The sequence below is a fragment of the Alteripontixanthobacter maritimus genome (assembly GCF_003340475.1).
GTDB lineage: Bacteria > Pseudomonadota > Alphaproteobacteria > Sphingomonadales > Sphingomonadaceae > Alteripontixanthobacter > Alteripontixanthobacter maritimus.
Window position 1 is genome coordinate 725,391 of record NZ_QBKA01000002.1, and the last position, 26,697, is coordinate 752,087.

25 protein-coding genes are annotated in these 26,697 nt (G+C 61.5%); 15 read left to right on the forward strand and 10 right to left on the reverse strand.

Annotated features, from left to right (window positions below):
* Positions 1-27: 27 nt before the first annotated feature.
* Positions 28-1,620, reverse strand: coding sequence for a S1C family serine protease (locus HME9302_RS03640; protein ID WP_115367452.1), 1,593 nt, complete (start codon positions 1,618-1,620; stop codon positions 28-30).
* A gap of 101 nt (positions 1,621-1,721) precedes the next feature.
* On the opposite strand from HME9302_RS03640, the gene HME9302_RS03645 reads away from it, so the two are divergent.
* Positions 1,722-2,786 carry a bifunctional transcriptional activator/DNA repair enzyme AdaA gene (locus HME9302_RS03645; RefSeq protein ID WP_115365888.1) on the forward strand — a complete coding sequence of 355 codons (1,065 nt, stop codon included), beginning with the start codon at positions 1,722-1,724 and terminating at the stop codon, positions 2,784-2,786.
* Positions 2,787-2,841: 55 nt separating this feature from the next.
* On the forward strand, positions 2,842-3,780 hold the full coding sequence (locus HME9302_RS03650; protein ID WP_181815672.1) for a CPBP family intramembrane glutamic endopeptidase: 939 nt from the start codon (positions 2,842-2,844) through the stop codon (positions 3,778-3,780).
* A 6-nt stretch (positions 3,781-3,786) separates the two neighbouring features.
* Here the strand turns inward: HME9302_RS03650 and HME9302_RS03655 are convergent, their stop codons facing one another.
* From HME9302_RS03655 to HME9302_RS03670, 4 genes are all read right to left on the reverse strand, one after another.
* Positions 3,787-5,349, reverse strand: coding sequence for a cryptochrome/photolyase family protein (locus tag HME9302_RS03655; RefSeq protein WP_115365890.1), 1,563 nt, complete (start codon positions 5,347-5,349; stop codon positions 3,787-3,789).
* A gap of 57 nt (positions 5,350-5,406) precedes the next feature.
* Complete coding sequence (locus HME9302_RS03660) at positions 5,407-6,045, reverse strand: glutathione S-transferase family protein (protein ID WP_115365891.1); 639 nt, start codon at positions 6,043-6,045, stop codon at positions 5,407-5,409.
* A 112-nt stretch (positions 6,046-6,157) separates the two neighbouring features.
* Entirely contained in the window at positions 6,158-7,834 is a 1,677-nt protein-coding gene (locus tag HME9302_RS03665; protein WP_115365892.1) for a tetratricopeptide repeat protein, read from the reverse strand.
* Positions 7,835-7,945: 111 nt separating this feature from the next.
* Positions 7,946-10,123, reverse strand: a complete 2,178-nt coding sequence (locus tag HME9302_RS03670) for a primosomal protein N' (protein WP_115365893.1) — start codon at positions 10,121-10,123, stop codon at positions 7,946-7,948.
* An 87-nt stretch (positions 10,124-10,210) separates the two neighbouring features.
* Between HME9302_RS03670 and HME9302_RS03675 the strand changes: the two genes are divergently transcribed.
* The 3 genes from HME9302_RS03675 to cobT all read left to right on the forward strand — a co-directional run bounded on the left by HME9302_RS03675 (position 10,211) and on the right by cobT (position 13,563).
* Positions 10,211-10,942, forward strand: coding sequence for a DUF4197 domain-containing protein (locus HME9302_RS03675; RefSeq protein ID WP_115367453.1), 732 nt, complete (start codon positions 10,211-10,213; stop codon positions 10,940-10,942).
* Between the two features lie 116 nt (positions 10,943-11,058).
* Positions 11,059-11,712: a fructose-6-phosphate aldolase gene (gene fsa, locus HME9302_RS03680; protein WP_115365894.1), complete on the forward strand. Its 654-nt coding sequence runs from the start codon at positions 11,059-11,061 to the stop codon at positions 11,710-11,712.
* Between the two features lie 24 nt (positions 11,713-11,736).
* The gene (gene cobT / locus HME9302_RS03685) at positions 11,737-13,563 is read left to right on the forward strand and encodes a cobaltochelatase subunit CobT (RefSeq protein WP_115365895.1); all 1,827 of its coding nucleotides are present in this window, start codon (positions 11,737-11,739) and stop codon (positions 13,561-13,563) included.
* On the opposite strand, the gene HME9302_RS03690 is transcribed toward cobT, so the two are convergent.
* A complete protein-coding gene (locus HME9302_RS03690) occupies positions 13,560-14,057 on the reverse strand; it encodes a DUF2306 domain-containing protein (protein ID WP_115365896.1) in 498 nt (165 codons plus the stop codon). The two genes, cobT and HME9302_RS03690, sit on opposite strands and share 4 nt — an antisense overlap.
* Before the next feature lie 131 nt (positions 14,058-14,188).
* On the opposite strand from HME9302_RS03690, the gene HME9302_RS03695 reads away from it, so the two are divergent.
* From HME9302_RS03695 to HME9302_RS03705, 3 genes are read left to right on the forward strand one after another with little or no spacing between them, the layout of a single operon-like run.
* Positions 14,189-14,863, forward strand: a complete 675-nt coding sequence (locus HME9302_RS03695) for a nitroreductase (RefSeq protein WP_115365897.1) — start codon at positions 14,189-14,191, stop codon at positions 14,861-14,863.
* A gap of 37 nt (positions 14,864-14,900) precedes the next feature.
* Entirely contained in the window at positions 14,901-16,343 is a 1,443-nt protein-coding gene (cysS, locus tag HME9302_RS03700; protein ID WP_115365898.1) for a cysteine--tRNA ligase, read from the forward strand.
* On the forward strand, positions 16,340-17,278 hold the full coding sequence (locus HME9302_RS03705) for a D-2-hydroxyacid dehydrogenase (protein ID WP_115365899.1): 939 nt from the start codon (positions 16,340-16,342) through the stop codon (positions 17,276-17,278). The genes cysS and HME9302_RS03705 overlap by 4 nt, the downstream gene beginning before the upstream one ends.
* A gap of 28 nt (positions 17,279-17,306) precedes the next feature.
* Here the strand turns inward: HME9302_RS03705 and HME9302_RS03710 are convergent, their stop codons facing one another.
* Positions 17,307-17,720 (reverse strand): hypothetical protein, encoded by a 414-nt coding sequence (locus HME9302_RS03710; protein WP_230079856.1) that lies wholly within the window; start codon positions 17,718-17,720, stop codon positions 17,307-17,309.
* Positions 17,710-17,898: a hypothetical protein gene (locus HME9302_RS03715; RefSeq protein WP_115365900.1), complete on the reverse strand. Its 189-nt coding sequence runs from the start codon at positions 17,896-17,898 to the stop codon at positions 17,710-17,712. Before HME9302_RS03715 ends, HME9302_RS03710 begins: the two co-directional genes overlap by 11 nt.
* A gap of 145 nt (positions 17,899-18,043) precedes the next feature.
* Between HME9302_RS03715 and HME9302_RS03720 the strand changes: the two genes are divergently transcribed.
* Positions 18,044-18,742, forward strand: a complete 699-nt coding sequence (locus HME9302_RS03720; protein WP_115365901.1) for a LexA family transcriptional regulator — start codon at positions 18,044-18,046, stop codon at positions 18,740-18,742.
* 106 nt (positions 18,743-18,848) lie between these two features.
* Positions 18,849-19,493, forward strand: a complete 645-nt coding sequence (locus HME9302_RS03725) for an MBL fold metallo-hydrolase (RefSeq protein ID WP_115367455.1) — start codon at positions 18,849-18,851, stop codon at positions 19,491-19,493.
* A 17-nt stretch (positions 19,494-19,510) separates the two neighbouring features.
* Here the strand turns inward: HME9302_RS03725 and HME9302_RS03730 are convergent, their stop codons facing one another.
* Entirely contained in the window at positions 19,511-19,915 is a 405-nt protein-coding gene (locus HME9302_RS03730; RefSeq protein ID WP_181815673.1) for an MAPEG family protein, read from the reverse strand.
* 237 nt (positions 19,916-20,152) lie between these two features.
* On the opposite strand from HME9302_RS03730, the gene rpmF reads away from it, so the two are divergent.
* From rpmF to HME9302_RS03755, 5 genes are all read left to right on the forward strand, one after another.
* On the forward strand, positions 20,153-20,332 hold the full coding sequence (gene rpmF, locus HME9302_RS03735) for a 50S ribosomal protein L32 (protein ID WP_115365902.1): 180 nt from the start codon (positions 20,153-20,155) through the stop codon (positions 20,330-20,332).
* A gap of 30 nt (positions 20,333-20,362) precedes the next feature.
* On the forward strand, positions 20,363-21,421 hold the full coding sequence (plsX, locus tag HME9302_RS03740) for a phosphate acyltransferase PlsX (RefSeq protein ID WP_115365903.1): 1,059 nt from the start codon (positions 20,363-20,365) through the stop codon (positions 21,419-21,421).
* The gene (locus tag HME9302_RS03745; RefSeq protein WP_115365904.1) at positions 21,418-22,383 is read left to right on the forward strand and encodes a beta-ketoacyl-ACP synthase III; all 966 of its coding nucleotides are present in this window, start codon (positions 21,418-21,420) and stop codon (positions 22,381-22,383) included. The genes plsX and HME9302_RS03745 overlap by 4 nt, the downstream gene beginning before the upstream one ends.
* 107 nt (positions 22,384-22,490) lie before the next feature.
* A complete protein-coding gene (locus HME9302_RS03750; RefSeq protein ID WP_115365905.1) occupies positions 22,491-22,790 on the forward strand; it encodes an integration host factor subunit alpha in 300 nt (99 codons plus the stop codon).
* On the forward strand, positions 22,790-23,185 hold the full coding sequence (locus HME9302_RS03755) for a MerR family transcriptional regulator (RefSeq protein WP_115365906.1): 396 nt from the start codon (positions 22,790-22,792) through the stop codon (positions 23,183-23,185). The genes HME9302_RS03750 and HME9302_RS03755 overlap by 1 nt, the downstream gene beginning before the upstream one ends.
* A gap of 26 nt (positions 23,186-23,211) precedes the next feature.
* On the opposite strand, the gene HME9302_RS03760 is transcribed toward HME9302_RS03755, so the two are convergent.
* Positions 23,212-26,649, reverse strand: a complete 3,438-nt coding sequence (locus HME9302_RS03760) for a chromosome segregation SMC family protein (RefSeq protein WP_115365907.1) — start codon at positions 26,647-26,649, stop codon at positions 23,212-23,214.
* Positions 26,650-26,697 lie beyond the last annotated feature (48 nt).

Below are 26,697 nucleotides of genomic sequence, written 5' to 3' on the forward strand. Positions count from 1 at the left end.
TGTTGGCCGCAATCATGCGGTACAGGTTCAGCGTCGGAGTTCGCACTTATAGACCAGCCGTTCGTTCGGACGGCCCGGTAGGAGGCCGAGCACTGCCTCCTGCTTTTCGCCCAGGCTGGCTGCGGCATCGGGTGTTTCGCAGCCCGGGGCGGTGTAGCCGCCTCGTTCGCGGCGCGCTCTGGCCATCTGGGAACGGCTGAGCAGGTACCGTTCCGAGCGGTAGGTGCCGCTTTGCGGGTCGAAGCTGTTGACCGACACGGCGTCTTCATCGTTGGGTACGAACACGCGGTTCCATTCGCCCTTGGCAAAGCCATATTGCGTGCGCGAATTGACGCAGCCATCCGCGCTCCATTCCAGCGTAAGATCCTCGCTTTGTGCGCCGGTGATACGGCTGCGCGCGACGTCGATCGAGCAGAGATAGGTTCCGGCGATCGGGTTTTGCTGTCCGGTTGTATCAGGCGCTTCGCCATCGCGCATTGCAGCGTCCACGCGCCGGTCGATTTCTGCCAGACCCGGACGGCTGAACCAGAGTGCGAGTGCGGCAACGAACGCGGCCGCGGCGATCAACGCGGCAATTGCGAACAGGCGCTCGTTCGTGAACCATCCAAGTGCCGCGGCATCATCGTCATCCTCGGCATAATCGTCCACCGACATGGCCTTCTGCCGCGCGGACCAGGCGAACAGGGCAGCACCGAAGCCGATCAGCAGCAGTACCGCGCAAAGCGCCATGATATCCTCGCGTTCCTCCATCACAGCCATTTCGGCTTCAAGGCGGGCCCGCTCGCGTTTGTCGCGCGCTTCGCTGGTGCGGGCGGACATGGCGGCGCGGGCCTGTTCCTGTTCGCGTGCCAGACGCTGGCGTTCCTCGTCGTCGAGGTCCGCCAAACTGCGGCAGGGCAGTGAATTGACTGCCGGCTGAACCCCGTTTTCGCGCAGGAACGGCAACAACTCGCGCATGGATATGGCGAAGAAGAACTCTGCATCGGACCCATTGGAATCCGCACCAAAGGAATTTACGCCCAGCACCCGCCCGCAACTGTCCACCAGCGGCCCACCCGAATTACCGCGTGCGATGGGTGCGGTGTGCAGAATCGTATCGAATTGGCGGCTGGGCCGGGCGCCGGACAGGAACCCGCGGCTCTTAACGGGTGGTTGGCTTTTCAGGACGTCGCCAATGTCCAGCCCTTGCGCCCGATCGACGTTCATGGGGTAACCGATGGCCGAAACCTCGCCGCTATCCTGCCCGGCACCGCCCGCAATCGTCAGACGTGGCAGGCGCAGCCCCCCGGTCAGTTCAAGCAAGGCGAGGTCATTGCGCGGGCTGACGGCCAGGATGCGTGCGCTGGAAACTTCATCACCTTCGGACGGGATGATCGCGATCCGCAGCGTTTCGTCGTTCCGTGCTTCTTCTATAACGTGGGAATTCGTCACGATGCGGTTCGCAGATATGGCAAAGCCGCTACCGTGGCTGATGGGAAAGCTTTCTTCCCCATCGCTGCCGACGATGACCACTCGCACCACGCCGCGCGCGGATGCCGCCACGTCGGCCGGATCGGCAGATACGCTTCCAGGGAGAAGTAATGCCAGCAGGCTGGCTATCGCTATGACAAGGCGGATCATCACCCCGCGCCTTTACGCGAGCGAGTGGTTTGACCGCAAGGTTCGGGATGCGTGGGCGCCCCTGCTCGCATTACATGGCGGCTCCATGATAGGAGGATGCGATGCAAAGCCCCGATGTCATCAAACCCGGCGGAACCGGATTTCCGCCTTCCGACGAAGCGTGGGAAGCGGTTCAACGGCGGGACCGCGCCTATGACGGGCGCTTCGTTACTGGCGTGCTGTCCACCGGCATCTATTGCAGGCCATCCTGCGCGGCGCGTCATCCGGCGCGGCGTAACGTCCGGTTCTTCGATAGCGCGGAGGCGGCACGCGCATGCGGGCTGCGGGCCTGCAAGCGGTGTCTGCCCGACGATGTGGCACGTGACGAGGCGGCCATCCGGACGGCGCTCACACTCCTTCGCCGCAGCGATGCACCGGTTTCGCTTACCATGCTCGCCGAGCGGACCGGCTATTCGCCCACCCATTTCCAGCGTGTATTCAGACGGGCCATCGGACTAAGCCCGGCGGCCTACCGCAAGGCACTGCAGCGCGAGCGGACGGAGCGGGCGCTTGGGGAGGCGGCGTCGGTAACCGAGGCAATTTATGCGGCGGGTTTTTCCACTCCGTCGAGATTTTACGATGCGCGAAAGGATAATGCGATGGCAGCCTCGGCTTGGATCAATGGCGGGGCGGGTGTGACCATCCGCTGGGGCGTTGCAGACACGACACTTGGCCCGATGCTGGTCGCCGCCACGGATAAGGGAGTGTGCAGGCTATCCTTCGGGGAAGGGCCGGAGGAACTGGCGCGCCGGTTTCCCAATGCCGAACTGGCGGAAGGCGGCGATGCGTTCACGCGGCTGCTAAGCGAAGTCGTCGGCCAAGTCGAGGAACCTGGTCACGCCCGCGATATCCCGCTCGACATACGCGGTACCGCATTTCAGGAGGCGGTGTGGAAAGCTTTGCGCCAGATCCCGGCTGGCGAGACACGGTCCTATTCGCAGATTGCAGCGGAGGTCGGCCGGCCCAAGGCGGTGCGTGCGGCGGGCAGTGCAAACGGAGCAAATCATGTCGCTGTGCTCATCCCGTGCCACCGCGTGATCGCAGCCGATGGTGGCATGGGCGGTTATGCCTATGGCCTTGACATAAAACGCGCCCTGCTTGAGCGCGAGGCCGAAACAACAACGTGAACAAGGATGGGGCGGCTACCGGTTAGGGACCCGCTGCATATAGGGGATGGGGCGTATGAATTCCGGCGACAGCAAGATTTCGGTTCGATCGGGAGAAACGCGGCCGCTTGCGCAGAATACCCCGATCTGGCGCCAGATCATCGACTTCCCCCTTTCGGCGCTGGTGATCGGACTGGTGGCAATCGCTGCCGTAATCGCCGGTTTTGCATTTTTGCGCACTGTAATAGAGCCGCCCGAAAGCCAGCTTGCCGCCGAAGCCATCGCAACCTTCACCGTGGTCTTCGCCGTTTTCGCGGTGTGCAAGCTGGTCATCAACCGGATCGGCGTCACGAAGCGTGACGACCTGCCGCTGGCGACTGCTGTACGCGATCTGACCGTTGGCATCGTTGGCGCTGCCATTCTGATGAGCGTCATAGTCGGCGTGGCGGCACTGTTTGGCGTTTATCGCATCGATGGCTGGGGCACGGCGAGCGATGCGGGCTTCATCCTGTTGGTGGCAGGCGTGTTTGCAGGGTTCGTCGAAGAAGTGATTTTTCGCGGCGTAATGTTCCGGTTCCTTGAAGAATTTGCAGGCAGCTGGGCGGCGCTGGCCGTAACATCGCTGCTGTTCGGCGCTGTGCATTATGGCAATGACAACGCCACCGTGCTTTCCAGCTTCGCCATTGCGATCGAGGCGGGCGTGATGTTGGGCGGGGCCTATATGCTCACCCGGTCGCTATGGCTGGCGGTGGGTATTCATTTCAGCTGGAATGTGACGCAGGGACTGGTGTGGGATGTGCCGGTGTCCGGCAATCAGGTGGACGGCATTGTGGACGCCCGTGCGCAGGGCCCGGAACTGCTATCTGGCGGTGCGTTCGGGCTCGAAGCCTCGGTCATTGCCATGGTGCTGGCGACTGCGGCGGGGTTATTTCTGGTAAGGATGGCGGTCAGGCGCGGCCATGTGATGCAACCGTGGTGGACGCGGCGGCGCCTGGAACAAGAGAAACTGGCGTAGCTCCCGTCAGTCCCGGGCCCAGCCAGCTTTGGCTGGTTCCAGCCCATCCAGAACAGCCTCGGCGCTGTCCAGATATTCCGCCCGACGTTCCTCGCTCATCCGGTCCCAGGTTGAAAAGACGCGGCCTACGCGGGGGTTGTTCTCCAACCGGTCGCGGTTGCGAACCATGAAATGCCAGTAAAGCGGGTTGAACGGGCAGGCGCCTTCGCCTGTTTTGACGCTGGGTGAATATGCGCATTCCTTGCAGTAATCGGACATCTTGTTGATGTAATTTCCACTGGCCGCATAGGGCTTTGTCGCCAGTTTCCCGCCATCGGCATACAGGATCATCGCGGCGACATTGGGCAGTTCCACCCATTCATAGGCATCGGCATAAACGACTAGGAACCAGTCCTCGACATCCTGTGGGACGATCCCTGCCAGCAAAGCGAAATTGCCGAGTACCATTAGCCGCTGGATATGGTGCGCATGGGCGTTGTCATGCGTGGACCGGATACAATCCGACAGGCAGCGCATATCGGTATCGCCGGTCCAGTAAAAATCGGGCAGCGGCCGGTGCGCGTCCAGCTCGTTCGTTTCCTGCAGACCCGGCATATGCAGCCAGTAAAACCCGCGCACATATTCGCGCCAGCCGATGATCTGGCGGATGAATCCTTCCACCGAATTGATCGGCGCGTCGCCGTCGAGATATGCCTTTTCGGCGCGCCGGCACAGATCGAGCGGGTCAAGCAAACCGAGATTGATCGAGGTAGACAGCATGGAGTGGAACAGATCGTCCTCCCCGAACACCATAGCATCTTGGTATTGGCCAAAACTGGGTAAGCGTTCCAGGAAGAACGCATCCGCGGTTTCCTCCGCTTCTTCGCTGGTGACCGGCCAATGAAAGCTGCCCAGATTGCCGAAATGATCGCCGAAGCTGTTTTCGACCAAAGCGATGACCTCTCGTGTCACTGCGTCCGGTTCGAATAGCGGGCGCTGCGGAGCATCCATGCTGTTTTTAGGTGGTTCGCGGTTTTCGTGGTCGTAATTCCACTTGCCGCCCATCGGATCGCCGTTCTCCATCAGCAACCCGGTCTTCTTGCGCATTTCGCGGTAGAAATACTCCATCCGCGTGGTCTTGCGGTCTTCCGCCCAGTCGCGAAATTCGGGGATCGCGCAGATATAGCGGTCGTCCGGCAGGATCTCGATTTCGCAGTCGAACTTGTCGGGCCATTCCTCGATGGCTTGCTGCACCCGCCATTCGCCGGCTTCCGTCACGTGAACCGCACGCGGATCGTGCCGTTCGATTGCGCGGGCGACTTCTCCGGTGAAGCTGCCGGCGTTGTCGGCAGCGTCGAGCTTCACATAATCCACCGTCCACCCGGCGTCTTCCAGTTCGGCGGCGAAGTGGCGCATGGCCGAGAAAATCAGGACGATCTTCTGCTTATGATGTTTGACGTAGGTCGCTTCGTCCCACACCTCCATCATCAGAACGACAGTATCGTCCTTGGTCCGGCCGCTTAGGCTGGGAAGGGTGCGGCTCAGCTGGTCGCCGAGGATGGGGACGAGAATGGGCTTGTCGGCGGACATGGTATTCTAACGTAGCAAGAGTTGCGCGGTGCCAGGCCAGTTACGCACTGGCCGCAATCAAGTCAGGTTCGGCTCCATGCCGGGTTCGCATTTGGCCCATGCGCGCTGATAGGCTTCACGCTCGCCGATGCGTTGCAAATAGGCAGCCGTATTGGGCCGATCACCCAATGGGGTTTGCCGCATCATCCGCCCGGTGGTCAGACCGTAGACCATCATGATATCGGCGGTGGTCAGCTGCGAACCACCGAAAAACTCCGCCTCGCCCAGCCGCTGCTCCACCATGTCCCATGCCTTGGCCGTGCGGTCGGCGGCAAATGCGGCGGGCATTTCGTTCTTGGGTTCCGCCATTGCCAGCATAAGTTGCATCATGCCGTTGGTCATGAATGTGCCATTGGCGAAATGAAGCCAGAACAAATGGTCCGCGAAATCAGCATGATCGGGGCCGGGGGAATGTTGCGCGCCGCCGTATTTGCGATCGATATACTCGCAGATTGCCCCGCTTTCACCCAACACGAGGTCGCCGTCTTGGATGACAGGCGCGATACCCATCGGGTGGAGCGCCTTGTACTCGTCCGGCGCAAGGCGGTTGTCCGCCCGCCTATCGTAACGGTGATATTCGTAATCGAGTCCAAGCTCCTCGGCCAGCCAGACGATACGTTCGGACTGCGAGATGCCGAGGTGATGGATCTTGAGCATTTCGGTGCCTTTGCGAAGTCTGGTAAGAGGTCGGGACGTATCAGCGTCTTGGCGAGACTGACCCGTCTCGTCAAACAAAGCCCGTCGAACAACTTCTTTTGACGAGGCGCACTCAGTTGTCGGACACGTCCGCTTCAACCTCGTCGGTCACGATGACATCGACCGATCCGTCTTCCTCGGAACCATCATCGGAATCGTCGTCCATCGCCTGCTGCTGCATCGCCGCGATCCGGGATACGAGATACCGCCCCCGGGCGCCGTTATGCGGGTTGTTGGCAAGAATCTGGACCAGTGCCAGCGCCCGATTATATTTGCCATTCGCGGCAAGATCGAGTGCATAGGCCGCGCGTACATCGTTCGCTTCGGGCGTGAACGCGAAGGCGGTTTCGTAACCCACCGAAACCTGTGGATCGTGCTTGCCCTGCTGGCTGAAGCTGCGCGCATATTCGTACAATGGCAGCGCGTCATAGGGATCGGCACGGTTGCCCAGCAGGATCAGTTTGCGCGCGGCATCCCATTTCTCGTCATCCCAATCGTCGGCGTGCCATAGCCGGTCCATGGCGATCTTCGCCTTGTAGACATTAGCGCGGCCATGGGCGGGGTCGCGCTCCAAGGCAGCGTCGAAAGCCGCATCGGCCAGAGCATAGTCGGGCAGGGTGGCGGTGTATTCTACCGCTTCCTGGTCACCTTCTTCGGCGTCGCCTTCTTCGGCGTCGGTTTCATCGTCGCCATCCTTGGTGACAGGCTCGGGCTCGGCCTCGCGCCGGGCGATGGCGTATTCGGCAAGACCCAGTTCTGCAAAAGCTTGAGCAGGAGCATTTGCCGAGCGTGTCAGTTCGCGCAGTTCGTCCCGCGCTTCGTCGAGGCTGGCGCGGCCCAGGCGGCGCATACGCAGGCCGACGAGCTGCGATTCCATCTCGCCAAGTTCCTTCACCGCGATCGTATCTTTATAGGCGATTGGTGTGTCGGATTTGGAATAGCCCATCCGGCCATCGGCATAATCGCGCATATCCCGGTCTAGCTGGTCTATACTTCCAAACGCCTGTTCGGCTGCCGGAATTGCCTCGATTCCGCTGTTGAGGAGCATTAGATAGCGATTGAGTTGGTCGCCCCGGTCGCGTTCCTTGGAATACAGCATATGGGTCAGAACCCAGCTCCAGCCATAAAATGCATTGCGGCTGCGGCCGGTCATCTGGCCGGGACGCAGGGTCAGCAGATCGCGCACATCGATTGCACCGAAATACTCGATCTCACCGGCACGGTGGAAAGCCGGGCGGCCAAAATACCACTCGCCATTTTTCTTGAATTCCGCAGTGGCGACGAATTCTGCAAACCCTTCCACGAACCAGGACGGCGTGGGAATGGAGAAATTGTTGAAGAAAAAGTGATGCGCATATTCGTGAAACAGCGTCTGCTGGCCCGACAGCGCGCGTTTGTCGCGCGTTTTCTGGCGGTTGCTGACTGCGAAGCTGCCTTCCACCTGCGGCACGTAGAACCCAGCCACATTGTCCTGCCCGATCAAACTGGCGACCTGACCCGATTCCGACACCATGAAGATGGTCAGTTTGGTCGGCGTATCCTGCACCGGCTTCTTCCAAAGCATTCGCAACAAGGCGTCGAATTTCTCCGCTTCATGTGCGAAATCTTCCAGATCGCTCTGCCGCCCGTCGCTGTAGATCGTGAAGTGATGCGTGTCGGCCCGGTGCCAGGTCTTGGCGTTGACGCTAAAGCCAAGTCCGATGGCGGCAAACACCACCAGCATCAGTTTCGTGAAGCGCAGCAACGACATCGAATTTCCCCCTCGATCGCAAGATAAGCTATATCTTGCCGACACATACAAGGCGATTCCGACGAAGAATGCAAGAGGGTGCATTACCGTCGCTACCAAGGTCTTTCGCGTTCACACGAAGCTGTATGGGTCGATATCCACTCCCACGCGCACACCGTTCGGGAAGGTCAGCGCGCCCAACCAATCGCGAATGACGTTCTGCAATTCGGCACTGCGGCGCGCGTTGATGAGCAGGCGATAGCGATAGCGCCCGCGCAGCATTGCCATCGGGGCAGGGGCAGGTCCCAGGATTGCGATATCGGGATGGTCCGGACGAGTTCCGCCGATGCGATTTGCCGCTTGCTTAGCCTCGGCCTCGTCCTCGCTGGATACGATGATGGCAGCCCAGCGCCCGAACGGCGGCGCGCCCGCATCGCGCCGCGCCTCGGTTTCGGCTTCGTAAAAGGCATCGCGGTCACCATTGGCGAGTGCGGCGATGACCGGTGCGGTAGGGTGGCGCGTCTGGATATATACCTCGCCAGGCTTCGCCCCACGCCCGGCACGCCCCGCGACTTGTGCGACCTGCTGGTATGTGCGCTCCGCCGCGCGAAGATCGCCGCCTTCCAGACCGAGGTCGGCATCGACCACTCCCACCAGAGTGAGTTCGGGGAAGTGAAACCCCTTGGTGACCAGCTGTGTACCGACGATCACATCTATAGCGCCCGCTTCCGCTTCGGCGATAAAGGCAGCTGCCTTGTCGGGGGAATTCAGCGTGTCCGAGGTGACGAGCGCCACGCGCGCTTTCGGCAGGATGTCGCGTACCTCGTCCGCAATCCGTTCCACGCCGGGGCCGCAGGCAACCATGCAGTCGGGCTCGCCGCATTCGGGGCAAAGGGCCGGCGGCGGTTCCTCGTGCCCGCAGTGATGGCAGGCAAGGCGGCTGGATAGGCGGTGTTCGACCAGCCAGGCGCTGCAATTGGCGCATTGGAACCGGTGCCCGCAATTGCGGCACAGCGTCAGCGGGGCATAGCCGCGACGGTTGAGAAACAATAGCGACTGTTCGCCGCGGTCCAGCCGGACTTGCAGTTCCTCGGCCAGTTTCGGGGCAAGCCAGCGCCCGCGATCGGGCTTGTGTTCGGTAAGGTCGATCGTTGCGATATCGGGCAGTGTCGCCCCGCCGAACCGACTGGGTAGTTCGACGCGTTCATATACGCCGCTTTCGGCCATCTGCAGGCTTTCCAGCGCGGGAGTTGCGCTCGCCAGGATCACCGGGATGCTTTCGAACCGCGCCCGCATTACGGCCACGTCGCGGGCGTTGTATCGTACGCCGTCATCCTGCTTGAAGCTGACTTCGTGGGCCTCGTCCACTACAATCAGGCCAAGATTGGCGTAAGGCAGGAAGAGGGCCGAGCGTGCCCCGACCACAACCTGTGCGCCACTTTTCTCCGGCCCTTCCGCTATCGCCCGCCAGGCCCGGCGGCGCTCTGTGCTTTTAAGGCTGGAATGCCACACGAGCGGGGCCGCACCGAAGCGATCCTCGAACCGGCGCAGGAAGGCAGTGGTCAGTGCAATTTCCGGCAGCAGCACCAGCACTTGTCGTCCCGCCCGCAAGGCGGCGGCGAGCGGTTCGAAATAGGTTTCGGTCTTGCCCGATCCGGTCACTCCATCGAGCAGGAAAGGTGCGAACCGGCGCGCCTCGACCGCAGCGGTGAACTGGTCGGCCACCTTGCGCTGGTCATCACTCAGCTCAGGCTGCGCAAAATCGGCATCGGCGGGCGGGTAGGGACGGTCGCAGTCCACCTCGACCGGCTCCAGCACGCCTTGGGCGACCAGCCCGCGCAGCACGCCGTCGGATACCCCGGCCATGTCGGCGAGTTCGCGGATGGTAGCCTGCTCGCCCTCCAGCCGCTCCATCGCTCGTTCACGCTGCGGCGTCATGCGTTCCGGCATCCCGCCCGATAACCGGTATTCGGTCATCGTCGCCGGACCCTTTAGAGCGCCCCCACTGGCAAGCGTCATGCGGGCGACCGCCGTCAGCGGCGCGCAATAATAGTCCGCTGTCCATTCGATCAAACGGCGCAATTGGGCGCGCAAGGGCGGGATCGGCAGGACAGCGGCGATCGGTCGCAGTTTTTCCGCCGGAACCGGGTCTGTCGGCAACCGTTCTTCTTCCCACACGATCCCGGTGAGCTGGCGGGGGCCAAGCGGCACGGTCACGACCGAGCCGTACTCCACCACAACCCCATCGGGAACGCGGTAGTCGAGCGGGCCGATAGCGGCATTGAAAACGAGGCAGCGGACGCGGTTCATGTTGCGTTCGTCATATGGGGCCGATCGACAGAATATGAAACGTGCAGCGGTTCTGGTGGGCTCCGCTTTATGATGGGGACCGATAGCATGACCGAATTTACTAATACTTCCAACGCCGACCCGATTTTGATTACTTCCTCTGTCGGCCGACGCGGCTTCCTCGGCGGCATCATTGCCACTGGCGCGCTTGCCTTGCCCGGTTGCACCAGCCTCGGCGGGCTGGGCGGCTTCACCTTGACCGACGCCATCCGCGAAATGCTGCTTTTGTCGAGCGATCGCGCTTTTGCGCGCCTGACGGCCGATGGCGGCTATTGGGACGATCAGGTCGAACGCGTTGGACTTGGCCGGATCATGGGTACGCGCGGCGATGTGCTGTCGCGCATCCTGACCAGCGGTCTGTTCAAGAACCAGCTGCAAAACGCCTTTGCCGATATCGCGATCGAAGGGGCAGAGCGGGCCGCGCCGCTGGTTGCCGATACCGTGCGCACGATCGGCTTCGCCAACGCGGTCGATCTTGTGCGCGGCGGGCCAAGTGCAGCCACATCGTTCCTGCGCGGATCGATGGGCCGCTCGCTGGTCGAAGTGATGGTGCCGGAACTGGGCCAGGCCATGCGCGTCGCCCGCGATCCGGTGCTGGGACAGGCACTGGGCGCGCTGACCGGCGTCGATGTGGGCAGTATCGCCGCCAATTTCGCCGGCGAGATCGACAACAGCATCTGGAACGAAATGGGCCGCGAGGAAGCGCTCATCCGCGCCAACCCCGAAGCCACGCGCAATCCGGCGATCATTGGCGTGTTCGGAACCGCAGCGCGCTTCTGATCGCAACATAGCCACACCATCCAGGGGCGGTGCGTTTATCGTGCCGCCCCCACTGGTTTGCATGCGCCCGCTCCGCTAACCCGTCAGCGAATCCTTATTGCCGGAGCGCACGAGCCATGAAATTCTTTGCCGACACCGCCGAAATCGAAGAGATCCGCGAACTTGCCGACACCGGCCTGCTCGACGGGGTAACCACCAACCCGTCATTGATACACAAGTCCGGCCGCGATTTCATGGAAGTGACGAAAGAAATTTGCGGAATCGTTGACGGTCCGGTCAGCGCCGAAGTCGTCGCGCTGGATCACGCAACCATGATGAAGGAAGCGGACAAACTGCGCGCCATTGCCGACAATGTCTGCATCAAGGTGCCGCTAACCATCGACGGGCTGAAAACGTGCCGTGCGCTGACCGACGATGGCACCATGGTGAACGTCACGCTGTGCTTCTCTGCCAATCAGGCATTGCTGGCGGCAAAGGCCGGGGCAACCTTCATCAGCCCGTTCGTGGGACGTCACGATGATAACGGCTTCGACGGGATGGAACTTATCCGCGATATCCGCCTGATTTACGACAATTACTTGTTCGACACCGAAATCCTGGTTGCCAGCGTTCGCCACGCGACTCACGTTCTGGAAAGCGCGCGGATCGGCGCCGATGTGATGACCGCGCCGCCCAAGGTGATCAAGGCGCTGGCCAATCATATACTGACCGACAAGGGCATCGAAGGTTTCATGAAGGACTGGAAGGCAACCGGACAGAGCATCCTTTAGGTCTTCCATGCAGGCATTCGAAATTTGACTGAACAGACACCCCTCGACCGTTTCAAACAGGCGCTGACCGGCGCCAGCCGTGCCCTTGCGCGCGAGGCGGAAGTCGAAGTGGCGTGGAGCGCGGATGCGCCAAGCCAGGCCGGGCGCAATTTTCGCGTGCCTTTGCCGGGCCGGTCGCTACCCCCGGGGCAGGCCACAGAAGCGCGTGGCTTCGCGGATAGCTTCGCGCTGCGGCTACGCCATCATGACGAGGGGCTGCACGGCAAGAACGCGCCATCCGAACCCGTTGCGCGCGCATGTTACGATGTGATTGAACAGGTGCGGTATGAGGCGCTTGGTTCCAACAATTTCAGCGGCATACGCGCGAATCTGAACAGCGCGCAAAAGATGCGTACCGCAGCCGACCCGATCGTGCGTGCGGAACGCGCCGAAGACGTGCCGATCCAATCTGCGTTGGCCCTGATGTTGCGCGAGGAATTGACTGGCGCGCCAATCCCGAAACAGGCGCAGGCCGGCGTAGACATGGTGCGCGACTTCATCGAGGAACGCGCAGCTTCCGATATGGAGCGATTGTCGCTTTCGCTCGACGATCAGGAGGCTTTTCAGTCGCTTGCGCTCGATATGTTGCGTCATCTCGACCTTACCCGCAGCGATGACGAACCCGACGCGTCCGAAGATAGCGACGACGATTCCGACGAAGATGGCAGCGAGGACGAGGAAACCGACGACAGCGAGGGCGACGACGGCGCCGATCCGCAGGCCGCCGATCTCGATGCCGAAATGGAAGAAGGGGACGGCGAGGGCGAAGGTGAAAGCGAGGCCCGCGGCGAAGAGGAAATGAACGACGGCGAGGCTGGCGACGAGGGCGAGGAGGGTATGATGCCAGTGCGCCCGAACCGCCCGTGGACCGACTTGCCGGACGACTTCGACTACAAGGCCTTCACTACCAGCTACGATGAGGTGATCGAGGCAACCGAGCTGTGCGATCCCGACGAGCTCGACCGCCTGCGCGCCTATCTCGACAGCCAGCTGACCGGTCTGCAATCGATCGTAACGAAGCTTGCCAACCGCCTGCAACGCCGCCTGATGGCACAGCAGAACCGCGCCTGGGATTTCGATCAGGACGAGGGGATGCTGGATGCAGCCAGGCTCGCCCGCGTGGTAATCTCACCCGGACAGTCCTTGAGCTACAAGGTGGAGCGCGAGCAGGACTTCAAGGACACCATCGTCACATTGCTGATCGACAATTCGGGATCGATGCGCGGCCGCCCGATATCCATCGCCGCTATCAGCGCGGATATCCTTGGCCGGACGCTGGAACGCTGCGGCGTGAAAACCGAAGTGCTGGGGTTCACCACGCGCGCCTGGAAGGGTGGGCAGAGCCGCGAGAAATGGCTTGCGGATGGCAAGCCGCAAAGCCCCGGCCGCCTCAACGATCTGCGCCACATCGTTTACAAGAACGCCGACGAACCTTGGCGCCGCGCTCGCCGAAACCTCGGGCTGATGATGCGCGAGGGGCTACTGAAAGAGAACATCGATGGCGAGGCGCTGGTCTGGGCGCATGACCGCCTGCTCGGCCGAAGCGAAGACCGCCGCATCCTGATGGTGATTTCCGACGGCGCACCGGTCGACGATTCCACTTTGAGCGTAAACAATGCCGGTTATCTGGAAACGCACCTTCGCCGCGTTATCGACTGGATCGAAACCAAATCCCCCGTGCAACTGGTCGCCATCGGCATCGGACATGATGTGACCCGCTATTACAAGCGCGCAGTCACGATCATGGACGTGGAACAGCTGGGCGGGACGATCATCGAACAGCTCGCGGGGCTGTTCGAAGTGGACGGTTAAGTCGTTTTGCCTGGCATGAAACTCAGCGGATCGCGCTTCGCGATACGGGTGACGATAAGCCAGGTAGCGACCGCGTAGATCGCTGCATTAAGGGCAGCAAAAGTGATCCAGAACTGCGCCACCCCCATTCCCTCCACCAGCCCCCACATCGGGTTGGTCGCGATCTGGCTGAACCCGGCCATCAGTAATCCGGCATAGCTGTAAGCGAAATTGACCTGATGCGATCGCAAATCCTTCGGCCGGCCGGTCCGCCGCCAACGCCGCAGTGCCGCCAAACCAACGCACAGCGAAATGAACCCAATTACGATGAACACATGAAAAAAGCCGAACCGGCTGCTGCCGATGCGAAGGGTTGTGGCTTCGACCGGGATGACCGAGACGATGACCACAAACATGCTGGCGATGTAAATGGCCCCATTGATCCGGTGCCGCGGCGTGCCTTTGCGCATGAGGAACATTCCTGCTCCGGAAATGATGGCAACGACAGCTGCCATCACGTGTACCCATAGTAACGGTGAAAAGTCGGCCACCGGCTTTCTCCCTCTTACTTTGCTGTATTAGTGTAGCAATACGGCAAAGCTGTCAAGATTGTTGAGTGGAAGCATATCTTTGGTAGGCACGGGGTATGAATACATCCCAGGCCGTTGCCACCCGCCGCTCGATCCGTGATTTTGCCGATAAGCCCGTGCCGCAGGAGGTTTTGCGCCGTGTGTTGGAAAAGGCGCAGCGCAGTCCGTCGGGCGGCAATACCCAGCCTTGGCACGGGATCATGCTGACGGGTGATCCGCTGGACGCGCTCATCCGCAAAGTGGCAGAGGTCGTGCCGCAAGGGCGCGAGGCGCAGAAGCCGGAATACGACATTTACCCCAAGGGTCTGGACGGTGCCTATGAACAGCGCCGCCGCGGGGTGGGTGAGGGGCTGTACACCGCACTCGATATCGCGCGCGATAACAAGATGGGCCGGCTGATGTGGTTCGCCAACAATTTCCGTGCCTTCGGGGCTCCGGTCCTGATGCTGGTCCATACGCCCAAATATATGGGTCCGCCACAATGGTCCGATATCGGGATGTGGCTGCAGACCATCATGCTGTTGCTGCGCGAGGAAGGGCTGGACAGCTGCGCACAGGAAGCCTGGGCGGTATATTCCGCGCAAATCCGGGAAATGGTGGAGATACCAGACGACCATATCTTCTTCTGCGGCATGGCCATCGGCTACCGCGCTGAGGAAGCGCCGGTAAACAATTTCCCGGTCGACCGCGCCCCGCTGGACGAGGCCGTGCGCTGGGAAGGCTGGGAGTAAGCTTGCCTGCCACGGGCGCGCTTGGCAAAGGCGGCACATGACCGAACTTCGCCTTTTCAACAGCCTTACCCGTAGCATCGAACCGTTCGTGCCGGTTCATCCGGGCGAGGCGCGGGTCTATAGCTGCGGTCCCACGGTCTATAATTACCCGCATATCGGCAATATGCGCGCATATGTTTTCGCTGATGTATTGGGCCGCACGCTTAGTTGGGCGGGGTATCGCCTGACCCACGTGATCAACATCACCGATGTCGGGCACCTGACTGACGATGCCGATGCGGGCGAGGACAAGCTGGAGAAGATGGCGGCGGAAAAGTCGCGCGATATCTGGGACATCGCGCGTTATTATACGCAGGCCTATTGGGACGATGTTACAGCGCTCAATATTCGCCAGCCCGCGCATTGGTCGGTCGCCACCGACTATGTCGACCAGATGATCGAATGGGCCAGCAAAATCGCGCCTGAACATTGTTACGAACTGGAAGGCGGGCTGTATTTCGATACGTCGACCGTGCCGGATTACGGGCGGCTGGCGCGCGCTGTCACACAGGATGACGATGCCGAGCACGGCCGTATCGCGCCGGTCGACGGGAAGCGGAATGCGGCCGATTTCGCTATCTGGCGCAAGACCCCTGCAGGCGAAACGCGGCAGATGGAATGGGTTTCGCCGTGGGGCAGAGGCGCACCCGGATGGCATCTGGAATGCTCCGTCATGGGCGAGAAGCTGCTTGGCTTCCCATTCGATATCCATACTGGCGGCATCGATCATCGCGAAATCCACCACCCTAACGAGATCGCGCAGAACCAGGCGTTCTGCGGCGGCTCGGGCAGTGGCGCGAATATCTGGATGCACAACAATTTTCTTGTCGAACGCTCGGGCAAGATGAGCAAGTCCAGCGGCGAGTTCCTACGGCTGAAGCTGTTGCGCGATCGCGGCTACCATCCGCTGGCCTACCGCATGATGTGCCTACAGGCGCATTATCGCAGCGAGCTGGAATTCAGCTGGGAGGGTCTGGGGGCAGCGTCGACCCGGCTGAAGCGGATCGTCCTGGCAACGGAGCGTCTGGCCGACGCGGAAACTGGCGATGCAGGCCATCCCAAATTTACAGATATCCGCGCGCGCTTTGCCGCAGCAATGGCGGACGATCTGAACACGCCAGTTGCGCTGGTTGCCTTGGAAGAGGCGCTGGCGGTCAAGAAGATCGATGCCGGCGCAAAGCGTGCTGTCGTCGAGGAGATGGATGCAGTGCTTGGGCTTGGCCTCTTGTCGATCGTCCGCGCCGACCTGCGTGTTACTCCCGCCAACGCTCAAGTCACCGAAGCAGAAATCGAGGCAGCGCTGAACCGCCGCAAAGAAGCGCGCGCGGCTAAGGATTTTGCCATTTCCGATGCTTTGCGCGACGAACTGGCAGCGAAGGGGGTGGAGGTCATGGACGGCGATCCGCTGGGCTGGGACTGGAAACTGGGAGATGCATCGTGACCAAGGCCGTATTGTCCGCCCTCATCCGTCCGCTGGTGGAACCGCGCCTGCCGGATTGGGTCGAACCGATCTGGTTCTCGACCGGTGAGGAGGCTGCGGAATTGGCCTCGCAAGCCGAGATCGGTTGGTTCGATCTTTACGATCACGGGCAAATGGCAGACGTCGCCCGGGCGGCAACCAATCTTAAGTGGCTGAATTCCATCTATGCCGGGCTTGATTTTCTGCCGCTAGATCTGTTGGCGGAACGCGATGTCGTGATTACGAACGGCACCGGCATTAACGCCATCACCATTGCCGAATATGTCGTAATGGGAATGCTGAATATCGCGAAGGGCTACCGGGACGTTGTGCGCGCGCAGGAACGGCGCGAATGGCTGACCGATAGCCCAGGCAAGCGCGAGCTTTACGGTAGCAGAGCGTTGTTGCTTGGCTATGGCGCGATCGGAAAGCTGATCGAGGAACGGCTGATACCGTTCGGCGTGGAGGTTACGGTCGTGCGCCGTACACCGGGCGAAAACACGTTGGCACCGGATGAATGGCAAGCGCGGCTGGGTGAGTTCGATTGGGCCATCCTGGCCGTTCCCGCGACACCCGAAACCGATGGGATGATCGGCGCGGCAGAGCTTGGCGCAATGAAGAGCGATGCTGTGCTGGTAAACATAGCGCGAGGCGCGGTGGTCGATCAGGACGCCCTGTTGACCGCCCTAAAATCGCAATCGATCGGCGGTGCGTTTCTCGATGTGACCAGCCCTGAACCCCTGCCTGCCGACCATCCGTTATGGGATCAGGACACGGCCCATATCTCGATGCATCTTTCGGGCCGTGCGCAGACCAAAATGTTTCAGCGGAGCGCCGACCGCTTTATCGAAAATCTCGGACGTTGGCGCCGTGGGGAGGCAGTTGTCCCGCAAATGAACCTCGCGCTGGGATATTAGCATAGGGTTCAAGCGCGGGGTTACCAGGTCAGGCGTCTTCAAGCATCAGGATCTCGCATTCGACCAGCATGCGCGGTTCAGGCAGTAGCGTATTTTCCACTCCGGTGATTTCGGCATCGGCAACGAGCTGTCCGGGAATGGTGAATTCGTGTTCCGACAGTTCGGCAACGAGATGCTCTCCTGCCGCCACCGCCTCGGCACCATCGAAGGCCATGCGGATTGTGTGACGTGTTCCGGAAAAGGTGATGCTGGACCAGCCGCGTGTGTTGTGATGTTGCACCTCGCCATGGCCGCTGGACAAAGCCAGCAGCGCTGCCCGCAGCCGATCCGCAGGTGTCCGGCGGGCGCGTCGTCGCGGCGCTGTTGGCGCTTCGGCAGGCTCGTCGAAGGGGCGGGCGGGTGTGCGTTCTCCATCCGGCACCGATTTCAGTTCAAGCAACATGGGACGTCTCCTGAAAGGATTGCATGAACGACCTCACGCGCGCTTCGGTATGGGGGCGCGGAATGCGGCCATTCCGAAGATCGAGGACAAAGCGCGGATCGTGCGCGGCCAACCGGCCGAATTTTGTAGCGGGCATTTCCTGTTCGCGAAGGAACTTTTCGATGGAGCGGATCAGCATGGCTTTCCCTGACTTCGGGCCCGAATGCTTCCTAGTCAGGGAGCCCTTCGAGCGGCGAATCGCACAACCGACTCGCCTTCTGTTCCCCATTCGTTCCAGCCCAATTCCTACTTGTCTAGGAAAAATCCTATGCTAAGTAGGAAATATGAAAGATATATCCTCAGCTGAACGATTGGTACGTGAACGCCTTGTCGGGGCTGCGAAGGCGCAGGGCGTGAGCATGGCGCAGCTTTCCAAGTTCATCGGCCGCAATGCCGCGTATCTCCATCAGTTCGTATCACGGTTCAGCCCGCGCCGGCTGGAAGAGCGCGACAGGTTGAAGATCGCAGAATTCCTCGGCGTTCCGGAAAGCGAATTGCGGGCGGGGGAGGGCTACCGCAAACCGCGCTTTGCAGATGGGGCGGCCGATTCGCAGGTAATTTCGCAGTTGAAAAACGGCGTGCGCTGGATCGATGTTCCGCGCCTGCCTCTGGGCGCGTCCGCCGGGCCGGGCGCATTGGGGGCAGAGGAAATTTCCTTCGACAGCTTCCGATTTTCCGAACGGTGGGTACGGGAAATGGGACTGGAACATGCTGAACTGACCGCGATTCGTGTGGAAGGCGATTCGATGGAGCCCGTGCTGCGCAGCGGCGACGAGATACTCGTCGATCGGGCCAATCGATCCGGCCGTGACGGTATCCATGTGGTGCGGCTGGACGATGCGCTTCATGTCAAACGCCTCGCCCCGGCGCGCCCGGGGCGGATCGCGCTTATCAGCGCAAACGAGGCCTATCCCCCGGTCGAGGTTGGGGCAGACGAGCTGGACATCGTGGGCCGCGTGGTCTGGAAGGGCGGACGGCTATGATCAGCCTCGCTGCCAGCTCGGGCGTGCGACCGCCCTTGTCTCACAACGCACGACGCGCCACATCGCTCGCATGAACGAAACCGCCACTGCCAAACCCGCCCCAAAGATGCGCGCTGCCATCATGCCGGTCACGCCGCTGCAACAGAACTGCTCGCTGATCTGGTGCACCGAAACGATGCAGGGCGCGCTGATCGATCCGGGCGGCGATCTGCCAAAGCTGAAGGCCGGTGTTGCCAAGGCCGGGGTGACGCTGGAAAAGATACTTATCACTCACGGCCACATCGACCATTGCGGCGAAGCGGGTATTCTCGCCAAAGAGTTGGGCCTTGAGATCGAGGGTCCGCACGAGGAGGACCGGTTCTGGATCGACCGGCTTGGCACGGACGGCGCGAAATACGGGATTGCGGGCCAATCGTTCGAGCCTGATCGCTGGTTGGACGACGGTGATACTGTAACGGTGGGCAATCTGGTGCTCGACGTTGTGCATTGCCCCGGCCACACGCCCGGCCACATCGTGTTCGTGCACAAACCCAGCAAGTTCGCCATTGTCGGGGACGTGCTGTTCCAGGGCAGCATCGGCCGTACGGATTTCCCGCGCGGCAACCATCAGGACCTGCTCGATTCGATTACGCAGAAACTATGGCCGCTGGGCGGGGACATCACCTTCATTCCCGGCCACGGCCCCACCAGCACCTTCGGTCAGGAACGCAAGACCAACGCCTTTGTCAGCGATTACGCGCTGGCGGAGTAACGTCTGTAACGGCGCGATCAAATTACCCGGGCCGCTATCAGCGCGGCTGCAATCGCCAACCCCAGCGTGATAAGCATGCTTGTCAGCGTGCCGACCATCCGGCCGACTGCCAGCGGTCCGGTGCCATCCATGCCGACCCCATGCGCCACGCGGCCCAGCATATAGACACCGCCAACGACGTTCAGCCACAATCCGCCCCGTCCCGACAATTCGATCAACGCAATCAGGATCAAGACGAAGGATGTGTATTCGACAAAATTGAGTTGCGCGCGCATCCGGCGCTCCACTGCTTCGTTCCCGCCATGACCCACGCTGACCTTGTAGGCGCGGCGCACGGCACCGATCCGCACCGCCAGCCAGATGTTGATGATGGCGGCGGCAGAAGCCATTGCCAATGTGGTGGATAGGGTGATGATCGGCATGGTATTGGCCCCTGTCTGGCAGTCTCGATTTGAACGCGGCCGCATTCGCGCTTTCCCTAACGCCGCAGCGCTTGCAACGCACAGCTTTTCCGCTATAGCGCCCGCTTTCCCGCCACGGGTAAGGATCAAACCAGTTGGCGCGCCCTTGTGCGCCAGCCGGCCTTGCCTTACGGCGGACCGCTAACGGCGCCATCAGGCGACCCATCATATTCAAGTATTCCAGGAACAGGTGCCGCCATGGCTGTCCCCAAAAGAAAAGTTTCGCCCCATCGTCGTGGCAATCGCCGCTCGCACGATTCGTTGAAAGTGGAAGCGCATCACGAATGCGACAATTGCGGTGAGCTGAAGCGTCCGCACAATCTTTGTTCGCATTGCGGCTTTTACAACGGCCGCGAGATCGTTGCCGTCGGCGTTTAAGCCGATCGTAATTAACGACAGGAGAGCGCAATGAGTCTGCCGCGTATCGCAATCGATGCGATGGGCGGCGATGAAGGCGTGCGCGTGATGATCGACGGCGCAGCTCAGGCTCGCCGTGATCACGACCGTTTCAAGTTCCTGCTGGTGGGCGATCAGGCCCGCATCGAAAAAGCATTGGATGCGCACCCGAATATGCGCGGGGCGTCCGAAATTTTGCACTGCGAAGATGTGGTGGCGGGCGATGAGAAGCCCAGTCGGGCTATTCGCCGTGCCAAGACGACATCGATGGGTTTGGCAGTCAACGCGGTGAAGCTGGGCGACGCAGGCGCGGCAGTCAGCGCTGGCAATACTGGCGCTCTGATGGCGATGAGCAAGCTGGCACTGCGCACCATGCCCGGCATCGACCGGCCCGCACTTGCCGCGCTGCTTCCAACGCTTGAAGACCACGACGTCATCATGCTTGACCTTGGCGCAAACACTGAATGCGACGCCCGCAATCTGGTGCAGTTCGCCATTATGGGTGCGGCCTATTCCCGCATTGTGGCGGGCAGCGCGGAACCGCGCGTCCGGCTACTGAATATCGGTACCGAAGAGCAGAAGGGCACCGATGCGCTGCAAGAAGCCGCGCAACAGCTGCGTGAAGCGACAAATCTTGAAATGCGATTCGATGGTTTTGTCGAGGCCGACAAGATCAACCGCGGCAATGTCGATGTGGTGGTGACCGACGGGTTTTCCGGCAATATCGCGCTAAAAGCGATCGAGGGTACGGCACGCTTCGTAACCGATCTGCTCAAGACCGCCTTCAAATCGTCGCTACGGTCGAAAATCGGCTATTCGATTTCGCGTCCGGCAACGGAATTGCTGCGTCACCACCTCGATCCGAACAACCACAATGGTGCAGTGTTTCTTGGCCTGAATGGTGTGGTGGTGAAAAGTCACGGCAGCGCCACGGCAGGCGGGGTGGCCAATGCTGTCGCGGTGACCGCGCGGCTGCTGGAAAACAACATTACCGAACGAATCACGACCGATCTGGCAGAGTTGAACAAGACTGCCGCCGCGTCCGAGGCGCGGATCGGCGAGGGACAATGAAGCGCTCGGTTCTGACCGGCAGCGGTTCCGCCTTGCCGAAACGCGCCGTTAGCAACGCTGAACTCACCAAGACAGTCGATACTACCGACGAATGGATTGTCGAGCGCACCGGAATTCGCAACCGCTATATCGCGGAGGACGGTGAAACCACTTCGACGCTTGCGGCCGACGCTGCGCGGGCCGCGTTGGAGGCGGCCGGTCTGGCGCCGCACGATATCGGCCTCATCATCGTCGCCACCGCCACACCGGACAACACCTTTCCCGCCACCGCGACGCAAGTCCAGCACGCGCTGGGCTGTAATGGCGGAATCGCGTTCGATGTCGCGGCGGTATGTTCGGGCTTCCTTTACGCGCTCGCCACAGCGGACTCATTGCTAGCCAACGGCATGGCGGAAAAGGCGCTCGTGATCGGCTCGGAAACCTTCAGCCGGATCCTCGATTGGGAAGACCGCACAACCTGCGTACTGTTTGGCGACGGGGCCGGCGCGGTGGTGCTGGAGCGGCGAGACGTGGCCGAAGACGGACCGGGGATCCTTGCCAGCAAGTTGCACGCTGACGGCGCACATTGCGACCTGCTTTATGTCGATGGCGGGCCCTCGACTACGCAGACTGTGGGCAAGTTGCGCATGAAGGGCCGCGAGGTTTTCCGCCATGCAGTGGTCAATCTGGCGGAAGTCCTTGGAGAAACTATGGAAAAGGCTGGACTCGAACCATCCAGCATCGACTGGATCGTGCCTCACCAGGCCAACCGCCGCATCCTCGACGCGACCGCTCGCAAACTTGGCATTTCGCCGGACAAGGTGGTGGTAACAGTGGACCAACACGCCAACACGTCAGCAGCATCCGTGCCGTTGGCTTACGATGCGGCGGTTCGCGACGGCCGCATAAAGCCCGGAGATCTGGTGATGCTGGAAGCGATGGGTGGCGGGTTCACCTGGGGTGCATCACTTTTTCGCGCTTAATATTTATCACGTTCTTGCCGATTGTGTGCATTTTGGTTATGAATTGAAATGCTTGGGCAGCCTGGTATAAATACGGGCGTGCCAATCCTGGTGGGAAGGTACGAAGGATGCGATCAGTGGGCACTTTAACGCGGGCCGATTTGGCCGACACAATCAACCGCAAGGTGGGCCTATCCCGGTCGGAATCGCTCGACATGGTGGAATCCGTACTGGCGCATATGTGCGAGGCGATGTCGAATGGTGAAAACGTAAAAATTTCCGGCTTCGGCAGCTTCGTCCTGCGCGACAAGCAGGAACGAATGGGGCGCAACCCCAAAACCGGCGTGGAAGTTGCAATTACCCCGCGCCGCGTCATGACCTTCCGTGCCAGTCAACTGCTGAAAGACCGGATCGCAAAGGGCGGGTGATGGCGCAAGACGGTCTCTTCGACGATGGCAAGGACGAGGCCGCCCTCCGTACTATCGGAGAAGTGTGCAAGGCCCTCGACCTGAAAGCGCATGTGGTCCGGTACTGGGAGCAGCAGTTTCCCATGCTCGAACCATTGAAGCGCAGCGGCGGGCGGCGCTATTACCGGCCGGCCGATGTTGCGCTGTTACGGACCATCGACCAACTCGTAAACCGGCAGGGTTACACGCTGAAAGGCGCGGCAAAGGCGTTGCGCGACGGCGAGGTGCAAGATCGCTCTGACGAAGCGCGTAGCGTGCCGGACCGGCAGGTGACTGGCGATGATGCATCATTGGCCGAGGTAGTTGCCCAGCTCAAAACCATTCGCGGAAATCTGGCCGCCGCTCTCGAACGCTGAGCGCATTACCTTACTAGGAACGCTGGCTACTCGGCCGCCAGTAACTCCTCGGCAGCACCCAGATCTACGCTGACCAGCCGGCTCACACCCTGCTCGATCATCGTCACTCCGAACAGACGGTGCATCCGGCTCATGGTAACCGCGTTGTGCGTTACGATGAGGTAACGCGTATCTGTTTCGCGCGTCATCACATCCAGCAAATCGCAGAACCGTTCTATATTCGCATCGTCCAATGGCGCGTCGACCTCGTCCAGCACGCAGATGGGCGATGGGTTGGTGAGGAACAGCGCGAAAATGAGCGCGACGGCCGTCAGCGCCTGCTCACCACCGGATAGCAGCGTAAGCGATTGCAGCTTCTTGCCCGGAGGCTGGGCAAAGATTTCAAGGCCGGCTTCCAGCGGATCATCGCTGTCGATCAGTGCCAGATGGGCAGCCCCGCCGCCTTGGCCAGCGTCGAACAATCGCGCGAACAAATGGCGGAAGTGAGTGTCCACCTGATCGAAAGCGGTGCGCAGGCGCGCGCGTCCTTCGCGGTTCAGGCTGCCGATCGATCCCCGCAATCGGCTGACCGCCTCTGCCAGTTCCGCCTGTTCGGCGGCACTGCTGGCATGTTCGCCTTCCAGCGCTTCCAACTCGTCCGCTGCAACCAGATTGACCGGCCCGATCCTTTCGCGACTGACGGTCAATCGCTCCATTTTCTCGGCGTGGCTGTCGGCGCTGGTCACGTCCGCCTCATCGAATGCAAACCGATCCGGCAGCAGGGGCGGCGGGCAGCCGAAGCGTTCGCCAGAAGCGCGCGCGGCATCGTTTCTGCGGGTTTCCGCGTTCTCGGCGCGAGCTGTCAGAGTGACTCTTGCCTCACGCATCTGACTAAGCGCCTCGGTCGCAGCGGTGAGCGCAGTGTCGGCAGTCTCGGCAGCAGATTGTGCAGCGCTGACAGCTGTCTGGGCGGTTTCGAGTTCGGCTGTAATCCGATCGCGCACCGCATCGCCTTGTTCGATCTCACGCAGCAGACCTTCGGGCTTAGTAGCGATGACTGCCCGCTCCTGCTCGATTTCATCGAGGCGGGCTGCCATATCGGACAGGCGCTTTGCTGCATCACCGGATCGGGCCTCCCAGCCCGCCATATCGCTGCGCTGCGCCTGACTGCGTTCGCGTGCGACGGCCAGTGCCTGATCGTGCGAGGCAAGCGCAGCGCTTGCGGCCTGCAAGGCAATGCGCGCGGCATCGTTCTTTGTTTGCGCGGTTTGTAGAAAGGTCTTTCCGGCATCTGGTGGCGGCAGGGCCGCCAGCGTTGCACGCGCCTGTTCGATATCGCTGTCTGCCTGCGTACGCCGGGCAGCGAGTTCGGTTTCGGCAGCTTCCAGTTCGGCGCGACGTGCGGCTGTACGCTCGCGAACCGCTTCCGCCTGATCCAGCGTGCGCAGGGCCTGCCGTTCGGCCCCGCTGGCCTTACCAGCGGTGCGTTCCAGCTCGGCGATGCGTTGCTGCACCTTGGTCAGCTCATCTAGTGCGGCACGGGCCTCGGCATTGGCGGCGTCCGCAGCGTCACGCATTTGCGGCAGGATGTCACCGAGTTCTGCCAGCCTGTTGGCGGCTTCCAGCCTCGCTGTCTCGGACGCGCCTTCGCCGCGCGCGATGAACCCATCCCACCGCCTCAGGAAACCGCCGCGTGTGACCAGCCACTCGCCCGGTTTTAGAATACGGCCGTCGTCGCTGTCCGCCACATGGACGAGCGCAAGGCGGGCGGCCAGTTCGAGCGGGCATTCGGTTACGAATTCGGCCAAGCAGTCTGCAACTTTCAACGGCGCATCGCGTCCGGTCCAGTACCGGCCTTCCACCTCCCCATCGGGGGCGCCGAGCGGTGCATTCGCATCGCGGCCCAATACGGCGGCAAGCGCCCTTTCGTAGCCCGGTTCGGCGCGTATCCGGTCGATAGCAAGCGCCCGGTTTCCGCGCTCCGCAGCAGCTTTCTCGCGGGCCTCGCGATCGCGGGTAAGAGCAGTATGTTCGCGCACGATCCCTGCCAGTGCAGCTTGGGCTTCAGCCAGCACAGTTCCCGCGTCGTCGCGTCGCTGTTGCAGGGCTATTTTGTCGTTCCGCGCATCTTCGAGCGTTGCGGTTGTTTCCGCGAGGACGGCAGCGGCGGTGTCTGCTGCCAGTCGGGCCTCTGTTACCGATTCTTCTGCCGCCTCGGCCTCGCCCAAAGCTTTACGAGCCTCAGCCAATCGGCTGGCTTCCGTGTCGATCCTGGCCAACCGCGCTTCGGCTTGTTCCAGCGCCGCAGCTCCGACACGCCATTCCGCTTGCGCTTCCGCCTGGTCTGCCGTGGCTTTGGCGAGCGCCAGTTCGGCCGCGCGGCTTGCGCGTTCCGCATTGTCGAGCGACGCCGCTATGCCGCTGCGCCGCGCTTCGTCCTGCGCCAATGCAACCGCGCCGGTGTCGATATCCTTCTGCAACCGCGCCAGCGCATCGGCAGCATCGCGTGTCAGCCGGTCCGCATCGCCCTGATCTTCCTCCAGCCGTTGCTTCTGCCGGTCGAGATCGGCGAGTCGCTGTTCGGCAGCCTCCAACTGGCTGGACAAGGCAGCCATCCTATGCCCGTGCGCGGTTGCGTCATCACGCCGATCTGCCAATTCTTCGCGTACATCGCCGAGCGTGCGGGCCGCCGCTTGCTGCACGCCCTGCGCTTGGTCAGCCGCTATGCGCGCTCCCTCCACGCGCTGCTCGGCACCTTTCGCCTCCGCGCGAGCGGCATCTGCCGCTTCTGTTGCGTCCCGCCAGCGGGCAAACACCAATTGTGCATTGGCCAATTGAATCTGGCCCGTCAGCCTGGTGTACCGTTCCGCCTGTTTTGCCTGCCGTTTGAGCGAAGCGATCCGGGTGTCGAGGCCGGCCGTCAGATCTTCCAGCCGTGCTAGGTTCTTCTCCGTCGAGCGCAGCTTGCTTTCGGCGTCGCGGCGCCGGACGTGCAAACCGGAAATTCCGGCAGCCTCTTCCAGCATCGCGCGGCGTTCTGCCGGCTTGGCGGCGATGACCTGAGCAATCTTCCCTTGGCTGACAAGCGCCGGGCTGTGCGCGCCGGTGGCAGCATCGGCGAAGGTCAGCGCCACATCCTTGGCGCGAACGTCATCACCATTGATGCGGTAGGCGCTACCCGCGCCGCGCTCGATCCGCCGCATTACTTCCAGCTCTTCGCCATCTGTGCTCGCTGCGTGCAGCACGACTTCGGCAAAGTCGCGTTGTGGGCGGCTGGCGGTGCCTGCAAAGATTACGTCCTCCATACCGCCCGAACGCATGGATTTAGGCGAATTTTCGCCCATTACCCAGCGGATTGCTTCCAGCAGGTTGGATTTTCCGCAGCCATTCGGGCCGACGACACCCGTCAGTCCGGGTTCGATGCGCAATTCGGCAGGTTCGACAAAGCTCTTGAAGCCGGTCAGTTTTAGCCGGTCAATCTGCAAAACGTCGGTACCTCCCCCGGCTTGCCTGCCTTGTCGTTTCGCCCCGTT

What these genes read in the sequence shown, in the direction of transcription:
- HME9302_RS03640 (WP_115367452.1), bottom strand. Translation starts at nt 1,620, where the DNA reads ATGATCCGCCTTGTCATAGCGATAGCCAGCCTGCTGGCATTACTTCTC.
- HME9302_RS03645 (WP_115365888.1), top strand. Translation starts at nt 1,722, where the DNA reads ATGCAAAGCCCCGATGTCATCAAACCCGGCGGAACCGGATTTCCGCCT.
- HME9302_RS03650 (WP_181815672.1), top strand. Translation starts at nt 2,842, where the DNA reads ATGAATTCCGGCGACAGCAAGATTTCGGTTCGATCGGGAGAAACGCGG.
- HME9302_RS03655 (WP_115365890.1), bottom strand. Translation starts at nt 5,349, where the DNA reads ATGTCCGCCGACAAGCCCATTCTCGTCCCCATCCTCGGCGACCAGCTG.
- HME9302_RS03660 (WP_115365891.1), bottom strand. Translation starts at nt 6,045, where the DNA reads ATGCTCAAGATCCATCACCTCGGCATCTCGCAGTCCGAACGTATCGTC.
- HME9302_RS03665 (WP_115365892.1), bottom strand. Translation starts at nt 7,834, where the DNA reads ATGTCGTTGCTGCGCTTCACGAAACTGATGCTGGTGGTGTTTGCCGCC.
- HME9302_RS03670 (WP_115365893.1), bottom strand. Translation starts at nt 10,123, where the DNA reads ATGAACCGCGTCCGCTGCCTCGTTTTCAATGCCGCTATCGGCCCGCTC.
- HME9302_RS03675 (WP_115367453.1), top strand. Translation starts at nt 10,211, where the DNA reads ATGACCGAATTTACTAATACTTCCAACGCCGACCCGATTTTGATTACT.
- fsa (WP_115365894.1), top strand. Translation starts at nt 11,059, where the DNA reads ATGAAATTCTTTGCCGACACCGCCGAAATCGAAGAGATCCGCGAACTT.
- HME9302_RS03690 (WP_115365896.1), bottom strand. Translation starts at nt 14,057, where the DNA reads ATGGCAGCTGTCGTTGCCATCATTTCCGGAGCAGGAATGTTCCTCATG.
- HME9302_RS03695 (WP_115365897.1), top strand. Translation starts at nt 14,189, where the DNA reads ATGAATACATCCCAGGCCGTTGCCACCCGCCGCTCGATCCGTGATTTT.
- cysS (WP_115365898.1), top strand. Translation starts at nt 14,901, where the DNA reads ATGACCGAACTTCGCCTTTTCAACAGCCTTACCCGTAGCATCGAACCG.
- HME9302_RS03710 (WP_230079856.1), bottom strand. Translation starts at nt 17,720, where the DNA reads ATGTTGCTTGAACTGAAATCGGTGCCGGATGGAGAACGCACACCCGCC.
- HME9302_RS03715 (WP_115365900.1), bottom strand. Translation starts at nt 17,898, where the DNA reads ATGCTGATCCGCTCCATCGAAAAGTTCCTTCGCGAACAGGAAATGCCC.
- HME9302_RS03720 (WP_115365901.1), top strand. Translation starts at nt 18,044, where the DNA reads ATGAAAGATATATCCTCAGCTGAACGATTGGTACGTGAACGCCTTGTC.
- HME9302_RS03725 (WP_115367455.1), top strand. Translation starts at nt 18,849, where the DNA reads ATGCGCGCTGCCATCATGCCGGTCACGCCGCTGCAACAGAACTGCTCG.
- HME9302_RS03730 (WP_181815673.1), bottom strand. Translation starts at nt 19,915, where the DNA reads ATGCCGATCATCACCCTATCCACCACATTGGCAATGGCTTCTGCCGCC.
- rpmF (WP_115365902.1), top strand. Translation starts at nt 20,153, where the DNA reads ATGGCTGTCCCCAAAAGAAAAGTTTCGCCCCATCGTCGTGGCAATCGC.
- plsX (WP_115365903.1), top strand. Translation starts at nt 20,363, where the DNA reads ATGAGTCTGCCGCGTATCGCAATCGATGCGATGGGCGGCGATGAAGGC.
- HME9302_RS03745 (WP_115365904.1), top strand. Translation starts at nt 21,418, where the DNA reads ATGAAGCGCTCGGTTCTGACCGGCAGCGGTTCCGCCTTGCCGAAACGC.
- HME9302_RS03750 (WP_115365905.1), top strand. Translation starts at nt 22,491, where the DNA reads ATGCGATCAGTGGGCACTTTAACGCGGGCCGATTTGGCCGACACAATC.
- HME9302_RS03755 (WP_115365906.1), top strand. Translation starts at nt 22,790, where the DNA reads ATGGCGCAAGACGGTCTCTTCGACGATGGCAAGGACGAGGCCGCCCTC.